Source organism: Micromonospora desertarenae (genome assembly GCF_056150265.1).
Genome location: NZ_JAXCFQ010000020.1, coordinates 98,263 through 110,539 on the forward strand (window position 1 = coordinate 98,263; position 12,277 = coordinate 110,539).

The 12,277-nt window shown below is 73.6% G+C and carries 10 protein-coding genes; 4 read left to right on the plus strand and 6 right to left on the minus strand.

Annotated features, from left to right (window positions below; genetic code table 11):
- Positions 1 to 346 precede the first annotated feature (346 nt).
- A complete protein-coding gene (locus tag SM577_RS29835; protein ID WP_474581649.1) occupies positions 347 to 1,114 on the plus strand; it encodes an LPXTG cell wall anchor domain-containing protein in 768 nt (255 codons plus the stop codon).
- Between the two features lie 426 nt (positions 1,115 to 1,540).
- On the plus strand, positions 1,541 to 3,106 hold the full coding sequence (locus SM577_RS29840; RefSeq protein ID WP_474581650.1) for an aldehyde dehydrogenase family protein: 1,566 nt from the start codon (positions 1,541 to 1,543) through the stop codon (positions 3,104 to 3,106).
- 120 nt (positions 3,107 to 3,226) lie between these two features.
- Here SM577_RS29840 and SM577_RS29845 read toward each other — a convergent pair whose 3' ends face one another.
- Positions 3,227 to 4,279, minus strand: coding sequence for a GNAT family N-acetyltransferase (locus tag SM577_RS29845; RefSeq protein WP_474588544.1), 1,053 nt, complete (start codon positions 4,277 to 4,279; stop codon positions 3,227 to 3,229).
- Positions 4,280 to 4,399: 120 nt separating this feature from the next.
- Positions 4,400 to 5,101, minus strand: a complete 702-nt coding sequence (locus SM577_RS29850; RefSeq protein ID WP_474582798.1) for an ACT domain-containing protein — start codon at positions 5,099 to 5,101, stop codon at positions 4,400 to 4,402.
- A 150-nt stretch (positions 5,102 to 5,251) separates the two neighbouring features.
- Between SM577_RS29850 and SM577_RS29855 the strand changes: the two genes are divergently transcribed.
- A complete protein-coding gene (locus SM577_RS29855) occupies positions 5,252 to 6,364 on the plus strand; it encodes a phosphotransferase family protein (RefSeq protein ID WP_474588545.1) in 1,113 nt (370 codons plus the stop codon).
- The gene (locus tag SM577_RS29860) at positions 6,364 to 7,587 is read left to right on the plus strand and encodes an acyl-CoA dehydrogenase family protein (protein ID WP_302917504.1); all 1,224 of its coding nucleotides are present in this window, start codon (positions 6,364 to 6,366) and stop codon (positions 7,585 to 7,587) included. The genes SM577_RS29855 and SM577_RS29860 overlap by 1 nt, the downstream gene beginning before the upstream one ends.
- A gap of 101 nt (positions 7,588 to 7,688) precedes the next feature.
- Here the strand turns inward: SM577_RS29860 and SM577_RS29865 are convergent, their stop codons facing one another.
- The 4 genes from SM577_RS29865 to SM577_RS29880 form a co-directional block, all read right to left on the minus strand.
- Complete coding sequence (locus tag SM577_RS29865; RefSeq protein ID WP_302917505.1) at positions 7,689 to 8,735, minus strand: LacI family DNA-binding transcriptional regulator; 1,047 nt, start codon at positions 8,733 to 8,735, stop codon at positions 7,689 to 7,691.
- An 82-nt stretch (positions 8,736 to 8,817) separates the two neighbouring features.
- The gene (locus SM577_RS29870) at positions 8,818 to 10,251 is read right to left on the minus strand and encodes a GH1 family beta-glucosidase (protein WP_474588546.1); all 1,434 of its coding nucleotides are present in this window, start codon (positions 10,249 to 10,251) and stop codon (positions 8,818 to 8,820) included.
- Positions 10,248 to 11,027: a carbohydrate ABC transporter permease gene (locus SM577_RS29875; RefSeq protein ID WP_302918696.1), complete on the minus strand. Its 780-nt coding sequence runs from the start codon at positions 11,025 to 11,027 to the stop codon at positions 10,248 to 10,250. The genes SM577_RS29870 and SM577_RS29875 overlap by 4 nt, the downstream gene beginning before the upstream one ends.
- Before the next feature lie 125 nt (positions 11,028 to 11,152).
- Positions 11,153 to 12,136 carry a carbohydrate ABC transporter permease gene (locus SM577_RS29880; protein ID WP_302917507.1) on the minus strand — a complete coding sequence of 328 codons (984 nt, stop codon included), beginning with the start codon at positions 12,134 to 12,136 and terminating at the stop codon, positions 11,153 to 11,155.
- Positions 12,137 to 12,277: the final 141 nt, after the last annotated feature.

Consider the following 12,277-nt stretch of genomic DNA (forward strand, 5'->3'; position numbering starts at 1 on the left):
GGTCCGGCGTGGGCTGCGGGCGGCGGTGGTGGGGGGTGGGCCACGGGTCCGGGAGCGCTCCCATGGACAATCAGCAATGTAATCTCGCCCGTGCCGGTTTGGGAAGACCGGCCCGCACCGACGCGCGCCCGCACCGGCCGGAGCTGGCTGCAGCGTCACATCGCGCTTTTCCGTTACAGCGACACGCCTGCGGAGAGTAGCGGATTTGCCCGAACGGGTCGCTTCCGTCGGCACGTCCGCGCAGGTCAGACCGATCACCTGATGTCGACGGCCGTCACCGTCCGTGCGATCATGTGCTGTCCCCTCGATCCACTCCGGAGGAATCCTCATGCCACAGCGTCGGCGCGTGGCGCGCGCGGCCGTCTCCACGGCCGCCGCCACGGCCCTTCTCGCCATCGCTACCCCCGCCTGGGCGTCCAGCATCACCATCCCGCTGCACGAGCCGCACAAGGGCTCGACGGCGGCGAAGTTCCAGCAGGAGTGCGGAGACGAGAAGTTCGACAACCTGCCGGACGGCTACGACGGCTGGCACTTCGTGCTGCCCACCGGGGGCGCCGACTTCGAGAGCCTCACGCTGACCTTCTCGAACGGCACCGGCACGGTGACGGTGAAGGTGCCCGACCCCACGGACCCCTACACCGACTTCCTCGACTCGACGGGCGGCAAGAACCCGCAGGTCAAGCACGCCTACGTCTTCACCCCGGCCGGGTGGACGCTGGTCGACGGCAGCGCCACGGTCGACGGCGACGCCGACCGGTTCAACCTGAGCCACACCTGCGCCGGCACCCCGGTCACGCCGACCCCGTCGACGCCGACCACCCCGACGACCCCGGCCACGCCGACCACGCCCGCGACGCCCACCACGCCGGCCTCGCCGTCCGGGTCGGTCACGCCGTCCACGTCGGTCACCCCGTCGGACTCGGCCACGCCGTCGACCTCGGTCACGCCGTCGGAGAGCACCGGCGCCGGGGGCGGCGGCGGCGACAACGGCGGCGGCCTGCCGCTGACCGGTGTCGCGACCACCAGCATCGCGCTGGGCGGCCTGGCCCTGATCGGCGCCGGCACCCTGCTGGTGCTGCGCCGCCGCCGGGACAACGTCACCTTCACCAGCTGATCTGACGCAGCACACCGAACGGCCGCCGGACACCCGTCCGGCGGCCGTTCGCATGTCCGCCTCGCACCGCCGGCCGCGGCGCACTCGGCGGCGCGGCCGTCGCCGTCGCCCGGCCGATCCGGCCGCCGTCCATCCGGTCCGGAATTGATCCCCCTCGGGCCGAGATCCGTACCGACGGGTAACCCGGTCGACGGCGCCCGGAGATAGCTCACATTATCGATAGATCTGGATGCGCTGACCGCGTACGCCCAGGTCAGGCCAATCGGGACCGGCCGCGACCTGCGGTCGGGGCCGGCGCGGCGCGGGCGTCGCGTTCCGGCATACGAACGTACTGTTGCCCGGCCGCCGCGCGGCGCGCGACAGTACGCGACACCAAGCGGTGCCATCGACGCCGCCGCTCTCCGGACGACCCCTGAGGAGATCGCGATGGCTCTACGACTCGCCGACGGCACCGCCTGGTCGGACACCCTGGCCCGCGCGGTGGCCGCCGCCCCGGAGGCGTTCGGCGCGCCGGCCGACGGCGTCATCACCCTGCACAACCTCGTGGAGGGCGACTGGCGCGCGGTCGGGGCGCCCACCCCGGTCCGCACCCCGGTGGACAACACCGTCCTGGTCAACCTGCCCCGGTTGGACGCGGAGACCGCCCGGGCCGCCGTGGCGCACGCCGCCGCCGCGCACCGCGGCTGGGCCGCGACCCCGCTGGCCGACCGGAAGGCCCGGGTCACCGACGCGCTCGACGCGCTCACCGCGCACCGCGACCTGCTCGCCCTGCTGCTGGTCTGGGAGATCGGCAAGCCGTGGCGGTTGGCCTGCGCCGACGTGGACCGCGCGCTGGACGGCGTGCGCTGGTACGTCGACGAGATCGACCGGATGCTCGCCGACGGCCGGGAGCCGCTGCCCGGCCCGGTCAGCAACATCGCGTCCTGGAACTACCCGATGAGCGTGCTGGTGCACGCGGAGCTGGTGCAGCTGCTGGCCGGCAACGCGGTCATCGCCAAGACGCCGTCGCAGGGCGGCGCGGTCTGCCTCACCGTGGCGCACGCGCTGATGCGCCGGGCCGGGCTGCCCGCCACGCTCGTCTCCGGCAGCGGCGAGGAGCTCTCCGAGGTGCTGGTCCGGGCGCCGGAGATCGGCGCGGTGGCGTTCGTCGGCGGCCGGTCCAACGGCGGCAAGGTGGCCGCCGCGCTGCTCGACTCCGACAAGCGGCACTTCATCGAGCAGGAGGGGCTCAACGCCTGGGGCGTCTGGAACTTCTCCCAGTGGGACCTGCTCGCCGGGCACCTGAAGAAGGGCTTCGAGTACGGCAAGCAGCGCTGCACCGCGTACCCCCGGTTCGTGGTCCAGCGGGACCTGGTCGACGAGTTCCTCGACATGTACCTGCCGGTGGTGCGCTCGGTCCGGTTCGGGCATCCACTCGCGGTGGACGAGACCTGGCGGGCCGGCGACCCGCTGCCGGAGCTGGACTTCGGCCCGCTGATCAGCGCCGCCAAGGCCGACGAGCTGCGCCGCAAGGTCGACGAGGCGGTACGCGGCGGCGCGGTGCCGCTGCACCGGGGCAAGCTGGACGGCGCGCCGTTCCTGGACGGGCAGGACACCTCCGCGTACGTGGCGCCGGCGGTGCTGCTCGCCCCGCCCGGCCGGTCCCGGCTGATGCACGCCGAGCCGTTCGGGCCGGTCGACACCATCGTCGTAGTGGACACCACCGACGAGCTGCTGGCCCAGATGAACGCCTCCAACGGCGCGCTGGTCGCCTCGCTCGCCTGCGACGACGAGGAGTTGGCCGGCAAGCTCGCGGTGGACCTCCAGGCGTTCAAGGTGGGCATCAACAAGCCCCGCTCCCGGGGCGACCGGGACGAGCCGTTCGGCGGCCGGGGCGCCTCCTGGAAGGGCGCCTTCGTCGGCGGCGACCTCCTGGTCCAGGCCGTCACCCAGGGCGGCGACACCCGCCTCTACGGCAACTTCCCCGACTACAGCAGCTACCCCGCCACCTGACCCCACCCCCCACTCCCCTCCCCATCCCCCTCCCCATCCCGCGATCTTGCACTTTCGGCCCGTGAAACGCGGCATGTGCCCGGTTCGCCGGGGCCGAAAGTGCAAGATCGCGCGGGGCGGTCAGCGGGGGCGGGCGGGGGCGGGGGTGGTGAGGGGGACGGTGAGGGTGAGCAGGGCGCCGTCGCGGTCGGTGGGGGTCGGGCGGTGCAGGCGGCGGAGGGTGCGCAGCATCGGGGCGTTCTCCGCCTGGACGTGCAGCACCAGCGCCGCGTAGCCGGCCCGCTCGGCGTGCCCGACCAGCCGCCGCAGCAGCGCCGAGCCGAGCCCGCGACGCTGCCAGTCGTCGCGCACCAGCAAGGCCGCCTCGGCCTCGTCGCCCTCGGCGAGCAGGTTCGCCATCGCCACCACCGGCTCCCCCGCGCCGGGGCGGGCGGGCGCGGCGGCGAGCAGGGTCAGCCCGCGCGCCGGTTCCAGCAGCCGGCGCAGCCGGGCCGGCGACGGGGCCGCCGCCCCACCCAGGTAGCGCCGGTACCGGCTGCGCGCCGAGCACGCCTCGTGCAACTCGACCACGCCGGCCAGGTCGTCCGCGCCGGCCGGGCGTACGCCCACCTCGGCGCCGTCCGGCAGCACCAGGGTGACCTGCTCGGCGGCCCGGCGCGCGACGGTCGCGGCCAGCTCGAGCAGGGCCTGCGCCCGGGCGTACTCGGCCGGGGTGAAGTCCGGGGCGGCCCGGCGCAGCTCGAACGACCCGCCGCCCGAGTCGGCCAGCAGCATGGTGCGTGCGGTGATGCCGCTGCGGACGCCGGCCGGCGCCGGCCGCCAGCTGACCGTGTCCGCGCCGAGCAGCGAGCGCAGCGCCTCGCCGGTCGCGTCCGGGTCGCGCACCAGGCGGTTGGCCAGCCCGAGCACCCGGGTCGGCTGGTCGGCCAGGCCACGCGCCTCGCTGCGGGCGACCCAGCAGTCCCGGCCCCGTCCCCGCTCGACGGCGGCCACGAGGTCGGCCTCGCCGAGTGAGTCCGGCGCGTCGACCAGGAAGTCGTCGACCGCGCCCCGCTCGGTGGTGTGCACCTGCACGGTGAGGATGTTGACCCCGCGCAACGCGAGGCTGGCCGTGAGCACCGACAGGTAGCCCGGCCGGTCGTCCACGGTGGCTCGGATCCGCCACAACGTCATGGGTGCCTCCCTTCCCCGGGTACGACCCTCGCGGGTGGCTGTTGCCGGCCGGTTGCCCCGGGGTGACGGCCGCGGAACCGGGTACGCGACCTGCGCCACACCCGGCCCCGGCGGCCCGGGTCAGGGGCCGGCGACCACCGGCGGCACGCCGACCAGGTCCAGCCGGTCGCCGAGGATCACCGCGCCGGCCCGGACCAGCTGCGCCAACCGGTCCACCTCGGTGCCGTGGAACGCCGGCGCGGCCAGCGGGTCGGTGCGTTCCCGGGCCACCACCAGCACCAGCCCGGCCCGGCCGAACGGGGCGACCGCGAAGTGACCGCCGTCGGGTGCGCTGACCGCCCGGGCGCGCAGCGGGGTCACCTCGGGCAGCCGCGGCGGGACCGGCGCCCGCCAACTGGCGTGCCCGACGGTCGGCTCCCCGCCGCCGGCGCGGGTGGCCCAGTCCAGCGGCACCACCGCGGCGACCGCCCAGTCGGCGGCGAGCAGCCCGGGCACCGCGTCGACCAGGGTGGCCACCCCGTCGGCCGGGTTCGCCGCCACCTGGGCCAGCAGCTCGGCGTCCTGGCCGGTGGTGGTGGGCGCGCCGATCGCCCGCCACACGCCGTCCACCCGTACCCCGGGGATCGCGGCCAGGCCGGCCAGCAGCCGCTCCACCCGGGCCGCCCCCGGCCAGACCACCGTGAAGTCGTCCACCGCCCGCCCGCCGAGCCGTTCCAGCACCACCACCTGGACGATGTCCGCGCCGGAGACGCCCATGGTGCGGGCCACCTGGCCGAGCGTGCCCGGACGGTCCGGCAGCGTGACCCGAACTCGCAGCAACATCTGGGTACCCCTCCGCTCGCGGGGCCGGCGGCGCGGCCGGCAGGCTGGGCACCAGCCTGGCCGGTGCCCATTTCGTCCCTGTTGCCGCGGCATGTCCCGGGGGCAAAATCCGACCTTGACAACCCGGTCGGGCTGCCATCAACTAGTCGGATGACCGATCCGGCCGTCGACGCGCTCCGGCCGGGGACCGCCCCGGCCACCCCGCCGGAGCGGGGTTCCACCCCCACCTCGTCCCCCGCCGGCCTGGACCTCGACCGGCTCGCCGGCTACCTCGCCGAGCACCGGCCGGAGCTGGCCACCGGCCCGCTGCGGGCCCGGCTGATCGCCGGCGGCAAGTCCAACCTGACCTACCTGCTGCGCGCCGGGGAGCGCGAGGTCGTGCTGCGCCGCCCGCCGCTCGGGCACGTGCTGGCCACCGCGCACGACATGGGCCGCGAGTTCCGGGTGATCTCCGCGCTCGCCCCCACCGACGTGCCGGTGCCCGCGGCCCTGCTGCACTGCCCGGATCCGGACGTCATCGGCGCGCCGTTCTACCTGATGGAACGGGTGCCCGGCGAGGTGTTCCGCACCCGCGCCCAGACCGACCCGCTCACCTCCGACCAGCGGCGGGAGCTGGCGATGGCGATGATGGACACCCTCGCCGCGCTGCACGCCGTCGAGCCCGCCTCGGTCGGGCTGGCCGACTTCGGCCGGCCGGAGGGCTACCTCGCCCGGCAGGTGCGCCGCTGGGCGGGGCAGCTGGAACGCTCCCGCAGCCGGCCGCTGCCGGGCATCGAGGAGCTGCGCGACCTGCTCGCCGCCACCGCTCCCGAGGGCGCCAACGCGGGCCGGATCGTGCACGGCGACTACCGGCTGGACAACCTCCTCGCCACCGTCGACCCGGTGGCCGTCCGGGCGGTGCTGGACTGGGAGATGGCCACCCTCGGCGACCCGCTGGCCGACCTCGGGCTGCTGCTGACCTACTGGGACGTGCTCGGCGGCAGCGAGACGGCAGCCGGCAACCCGGTTGCCGACGGGCTCGGCCCGCGCGCCGGCTTCCCCACCGGCGACGAGCTGATCGAGCGCTACGCCGGCCGCGGCGACGTCGACGTCGGCCCGCTGCACTGGCACCTCGCGCTCGGTTGCTTCAAGCTCGCGGTGATCTGCGAGGGCATCCACTACCGGCACACGCTGGGGCAGACCCTCGGCGAGGGCTTCGACCGGATCGGCGAGATGGTGGCACCGCTGGTCGCGCACGGGCTGACCGCCGCCAGGGAGCGCTGATGGACTTCGCGTACGACGCCCGCACCGAACAGCTGCGCGGCGAGCTGACCGCGTTCCTGACCGAGCACGTCTACCCGGCCGAGCCGGTGCACGCCGAGCAGGTGGCCGCCGCCGGCGACCCGTGGGCCCGGCCACCGGTGATGGCCGAGCTGAAGGCCGAGGCGCGCAAGCGCGGCCTGTGGAACCTCTTCCTGCCCGACCCGCGCTACGGCGCCGGGCTGACCAATCTCCAGTACGCCCCGCTCGCCGAGCTGACCGGGCGCAGCCCGCACCTGGCGCCGGAGGCGGTCAACTGCGCCGCGCCGGACACCGGCAACATGGAGCTGCTCGCCGAGTTCGGCTCGGAGGCGCAGCGCAAGCGCTGGCTGGAGCCGCTGCTCGAGGGCGAGATCCGGTCGGCGTTCTGCATGACCGAGCCGGAGGTGGCCTCCTCCGACGCCACCAACATCGCCACCCGGATCACCCGCGACGGCGACCACTACGTGATCAACGGTCGCAAGTGGTGGTCGTCCGGGGCGATGGACCCGCGCTGCGAGGTCTTCATCGTGATGGGCAAGACCGACCCGGGCGCGGACCGCCACCGGCAGCAGAGCATGGTGCTGGTCCCCCGGGACACCCCGGGGGTCACGGTCCGCCGGGGCATGACCGTCTTCGGCTACAGCGACGCCCCGCACGGCGGGCACGCCGAGATCGACTTCGTCGACGTACGGGTGCCGGCGGAGAACCTGATCGGGGCGGAGGGGGCCGGGTTCGCCATCGCCCAGGCCCGGCTCGGCCCCGGCCGCATCCACCACTGCATGCGGCTGGTCGGGATGGCCGAACGGGCCCTGGAACTGCTCTGCCGGCGGGCCGGCGAGCGGGTCGCGTTCGGCCGGCCGCTGGCCGAGCAGGGCGTGGTGCGGGAGTGGATCGCCGAGTCCCGGGTGCGCATCGAGCAGGCCCGGCTGCTGGTGCTCAAGACCGCCTGGCTGATGGACACGGTCGGCAACAAGGGCGCGCACACCGAGATCCAGGCCATCAAGATCGCCACGCCGGCGATGGCCGAGTGGGTGATCGACAAGGCGATCCAGGCGCACGGCGGCGCCGGCGTCAGCCAGGACACCCCGCTGGCCGCGCTCTGGGCCCAGGCCCGCACGCTGCGCCTCGCCGACGGCCCCGACGAGGTCCACCGCGCCTCCCTGGCCCGCCGCGAACTCCGCCGCCACACCCCACCCCCTGCCTAACCCCCTCCCCGGCCCTCAAGCCGGTGATCATGAAGTTGTTGCGCCCGACACCGGCGTGTCACGCCAACAACTTCATGGTCACCGGGGAGCAGGGCGGAGGGTCAGGCGGAGGCGCGTTCGACGAGTTGGGTGTCGAGGAGGATGTGGGGGGCGGGGATCTCGTCGCCGCGGATCCGGGCGACCAGCAGCTGGGCCATCTGCCGGCCCATCTCCTCCACCGGCTGGAAGACCGTGGTCAGCGGCGGGTCGGCCTGCCGGGCCACCGGCGCGTCGTCGAAGCCCACCACCGCCACGTCCTCGGGCACCCGCCGGCCCGCCTCGCGCAGCGTCCGCAGCGCGCCGAACGCCATCAGGTCGGAGGCGACGAAGACCGCGTCCAGCTCGGGGCAGACCTCCAGCAGCCGCCGCATGCCGGCCGCCCCGCTCTCCTCGCTGAAGTCCCCGTACGCCACCAGGTCCGGGTTGACCCCGCCCCCGGCGGCCCGGACCGCCTCCGTGTAGCCGGTCAACCGGGCCAGGCCGGCGCCCATGTCCTGTGGGCCGGCGATGGTGGCGATCCGCCGCCGCCCCCTGCCGGCGAGGTACTCCACGGCCCGGCGGGCGCCGCCGACGTTGTCCACGTCGACGTACCAGGCGGGCTGGGCGCCCGGTTGCAGCATCCGGGCCGGGCGGCCGCCCAGCACGGTGGGCAGGTCGCGCTCCTCCAGCAGGGTGGGCAACGGGTCGGCGTCGTGCAGCGACAGCAGCAGCACCCCGTCGACGTGCTGGTTGGTCAGGTGGTGCTCGACCCGCTCCCGCTCCACCGGGGACTGCGCCATGGCCAGCCAGAGCTGCATCGGCGTCTCCAGCAGCGCGGAGCTGATGCCACGGACGATGCCGGCGAAGAACGGCTCGGTGAAGACCCGGTCACCGGACTCGGAGACCACCAGCGCGACCGAGTCGGTGCGCTGGGTGACCAGGGCGCGGGCGGCCCGGTTCGGCACGTACCCCAGCTCGGCGATGGCCTGCTGCACCGCGGCCCGGGCCTCCGGGCTGACCTGGGGCGAGCCGTTGACCACGCGGGACACCGTCCCGCGGCCGACGCCGGCGCGGGCGGCGACGGCGTCGAGGGTCGGGCGGCCGAGCGACCGGGTGCGCTGCGTTGTCATGGTCTGCTCCTCCGACGTCGGGCGGACCCGGCGCACCTCGCGGGAGGTGGCGCCGGGACCGCCCGGTGCTGGCTGGTCCTCGCTATTGTGCGGCCAGACCGTTGCGTCGGATCACCTCGGCGTACCACCTGGCGCTGGACTTGGGGATGCGGGCCTGGCTGTCGTAGTCGACGTAGATCATGCCGAACCGCTTGGTGTAGCCCCAGGCCCACTCGAAATTATCCATCAGCGACCAGGCGAAGTAGCCGCGCAGGGGCACCCCGGCGCTGATCGCCTCGTGCGCGGCGCGCAGGTGGGCGTCGAAGTAGGCGAGCCGCTCGGTGTCGTCGACCCGCCCGTCGACCACCGCGTCGACGAACGCCGAGCCGTTCTCGGTGACGTAGAGCGGCAGGTCGGTGTACTCCTCGTGCACCCGGCGCAGCGTCTCCACCAGGCCTGGCGCGTCGATCTCCCAGTCCATGTCGGTCACCGGCACACCCCGGGTGACGAACCGGACGTCCTCGCTCCCCGGCCAGCAGGACGGCGACCGCCAGTACTTCTCCGGCGCCACCCCGTCGACCGGCGCGGCCACCACGTGCCGGCTGTAGTAGTTGACCCCGACCAGGTCGAGCGGGCTGGAGATCACCGCCAGGTCGCCGTCACGCACGTGCCCGAAGTCGGTGACCGTGGACAGGTCGGCGAGGAGGTCGGCCGGGTACGACCCGCGCAGCAGCGGGTCCAGGAAGAACCGGTTGGCCAACCCGTCGATCCGCCGCGCGGCGTCGGCGTCGGCGGGCGAGTCGCTGGCCGGGGTGACCGGGTAGAGGTTGACGGTCACCCCCACCTCGGCCGACGGCCGGGCCGCGCGCAGCGCCTGCACGGCGAGGCCGTGGCCGAGCATCAGGTGGTGCCCGGCCCGGACCGCGTCCGCCCCGTTGGAGCGGCCCGGGGCGTGCACGCCGGAGCCGTAGCCGAGGAACGCCGAGCACCACGGCTCGTTCAGCGTGGTCCAGTAGCGCACCCGGTCGCCGAGGGCGTCGGCGACCAGTCGGGTGTAGTCGGCGAACCGGCCCGCGGTGTCCCGGGCCGGCCAGCCGCCGGCGTCCTCCAGCGGCTGCGGCAGGTCCCAGTGGTAGAGGGTGAGCCACGGCTCGATGCCGTGCGCCAGCAGCCGGTCGACCAGCCGCTGGTAGAAGTCCAGCCCCTCGGCGTTGGCCGGGCCGGACCCGCCGGGCTGCACCCGCGACCAGGAGACCGAGAACCGGTACGACTTCAGCCCCAGCTCGGCCATCAGCGCGATGTCGGCGTCGAGCCGGTGGTAGTGGTCGCAGGCCACGTCACCGGTGTGCCCGGCGACCACCCGCCCCGGCGTGTGGCTGAAGGTGTCCCAGATCGACGGGGTCCGGCCGCCCTCGGCCGCCGCGCCCTCGATCTGGTACGCCGCGGTGGCGGCGCCCCAGAGGAAGCCGGGCGGGAAGGTCAGCGGCGGGCGCTCGTCGAGCACGCCGAGGGCGGGTGGGGTGGCGGGGTTGCTCACGACTTGACGGCGCCTTCCATGATGCCGCCGATGATCTGGCGGCCGAAGATGATGAACACGATCAGCAGCGGCAGGGTAGCCAGCGCGGTGCCGGCGAACAGGGCCACGTAGTCCGTCTGGTACGGCCCGGACGAGAGGATCTTCAGGGAGTACTGCACCGTCGGGGTGTCCGGGGTGAGCACGATGAACGGCCAGAGGAACTCGTTCCAGGTCTGCATGAAGGTCAGCAGTCCGAGCACCGCCGCCGCCGGCCGCAGCCCGGGCAGCACCACGTTCCAGTAGATCCGCCAGGTGGAACAGCCGTCGAGCCGGGCCGCCTCGATCAACTCGTCGCTGATCGCGGACATCGCGTACTGGCGCATCATGAACACCCCGAAGCCCTGCACCAGGAACGGCACGATGACCGCCTGCAGGGTGCCGGTCCACTCCAGCTCGACCATCATCATGTAGAGCGGGATGACGCCGAGCTGGGTCGGCACCATCATGGTCAGGATGATGACCAGCAGCAGCGCGTTGCTGCCCCGGAACTTGAGCTTGGCGAAGGCGAAGCCCGCCAGGCTGGAGAAGAAGATCACCGAGATGGTGACCACGCTCGACACCACCGCCGAGTTGACCAGACCGTAGACGAACGCGGCGTCCTCGTTGGCCAGCATCCGGTCGATGTTGGTGAACAGCTGGTCACCCGGGACCGGCGGCATCTCGTAGACCGCGCTGTTGTCCCGCGAGGCGATGATGAACGACCAGATGATCGGGAAGACCGAGAGCACCGAGCCCATGATCAGCGCGAGGTAGGTCAGCGGGCTGGCCTGCCAGAGCTGAGCGCCGGGCACCCGGCCGCGCCGGCGGCGCGGCGGGGCCGGTGTGGGCGGGGCCACCGACCGGGGAAGGGTCTGCGCGGTGGTCACTTCTTCTCCCCCTTCACCGAACGGCGTACCAGCGCGAAGTTGATCAGCGCGAAGATGATGATCATCATGAAGAGCAGCCAGGACATCGCCGAGCCGTACCCGTACTCGGCGTTGCCGGTGAAGGTCTGCTCGTAGATGTACATGGCCAGGGTCTGGAACTGGTGGTCGGCGCCACCGCGGACCAGACCGAACCCGTACATCAGGGGCTCGGTGAAGATCTGGAAGCCACCGATGGTGGAGATGACGACCGTGAAGAGGATCGTCGGCCGGATCAGCGGCACGGTGATCGTCCAGAACTGCCGCCAGGCCGAGGCGCCGTCCAGCGCGGCCGACTCGTACAGGTCCTTCGGGATGGCCTGCATGGCGCCGAGGTAGATCAGCGCGTTGTAGCCGGTCCACCGCCAGTCGACCATGAACGAGATCGCGAACCAGGAGGCGTAGCGGTTGTCCCGCCAGGCGATCGGGTCGAAGCCCACGGTGCCGAGCAGCCAGTTGATCAGGCCGTACCGGTCGGCGAAGATCAGCGCGAAGATGATCCCGACCGCCGCCACCGAGGTGATGTTGGGGATGAGGATGCCCATCCGCAGCACGGTGCGGGCCCGCATCTGCCGGTTCAGCAGGTTGGCGAGGAGCAACGCCACGACGAGCTGCGGCACGGTGCTGAGGACGAAGATGCCGACGGTGTTGTAGGCCGCGTTCCAGAACTGGGCGTCCGCCATCAGGACGCGGTAGTTCTCCAGTCCCGCGAACTCCTTGGTGCCGCTGAGCAGCTCGTAGTCGAAGAGCGAGACGTAGACGGTGTAGAGGACCGGGAAGAGGCCGAAGACCCCGAAGAGGACGAAGAACGGAGCGATGTAGAGGTACGGGGAGTACTTGATGTCCCACCGGCCGAATCGGTACGACGGGCGCCGGTGTTGCGGGACGGACGAGGGCGGGGAGGCGGCAGCCGATGGCGGCACCGCGCCGACGGTGGAACTCATTGCGGGGTCCTTCCGGAAGATGGGCTTGGTGACCTCGGCGCAGGTCGCCGTTCGGCGTCCGCGGGGTCGGGGGGCCCCCCCCCCCCCGGGGGGGGGGCGCGCCCCCGGCGGCCGCGGCCGCCGCGACGCCCGCGCCCCGGC

Bases quoted from the DNA above. Each gene is read 5' to 3' on its own strand.
- SM577_RS29860 (WP_302917504.1), top strand. From the start codon at position 6,364: ATGGACTTCGCGTACGACGCCCGCACCGAACAGCTGCGCGGCGAGCTG.
- SM577_RS29850 (WP_474582798.1), bottom strand. From the start codon at position 5,101: ATGTTGCTGCGAGTTCGGGTCACGCTGCCGGACCGTCCGGGCACGCTC.
- SM577_RS29880 (WP_302917507.1), bottom strand. From the start codon at position 12,136: ATGAGTTCCACCGTCGGCGCGGTGCCGCCATCGGCTGCCGCCTCCCCG.
- SM577_RS29855 (WP_474588545.1), top strand. From the start codon at position 5,252: ATGACCGATCCGGCCGTCGACGCGCTCCGGCCGGGGACCGCCCCGGCC.
- SM577_RS29840 (WP_474581650.1), top strand. From the start codon at position 1,541: ATGGCTCTACGACTCGCCGACGGCACCGCCTGGTCGGACACCCTGGCC.
- SM577_RS29865 (WP_302917505.1), bottom strand. From the start codon at position 8,735: ATGACAACGCAGCGCACCCGGTCGCTCGGCCGCCCGACCCTCGACGCC.
- SM577_RS29845 (WP_474588544.1), bottom strand. From the start codon at position 4,279: ATGACGTTGTGGCGGATCCGAGCCACCGTGGACGACCGGCCGGGCTAC.
- SM577_RS29875 (WP_302918696.1), bottom strand. From the start codon at position 11,027: ATGGGCTCGGTGCTCTCGGTCTTCCCGATCATCTGGTCGTTCATCATC.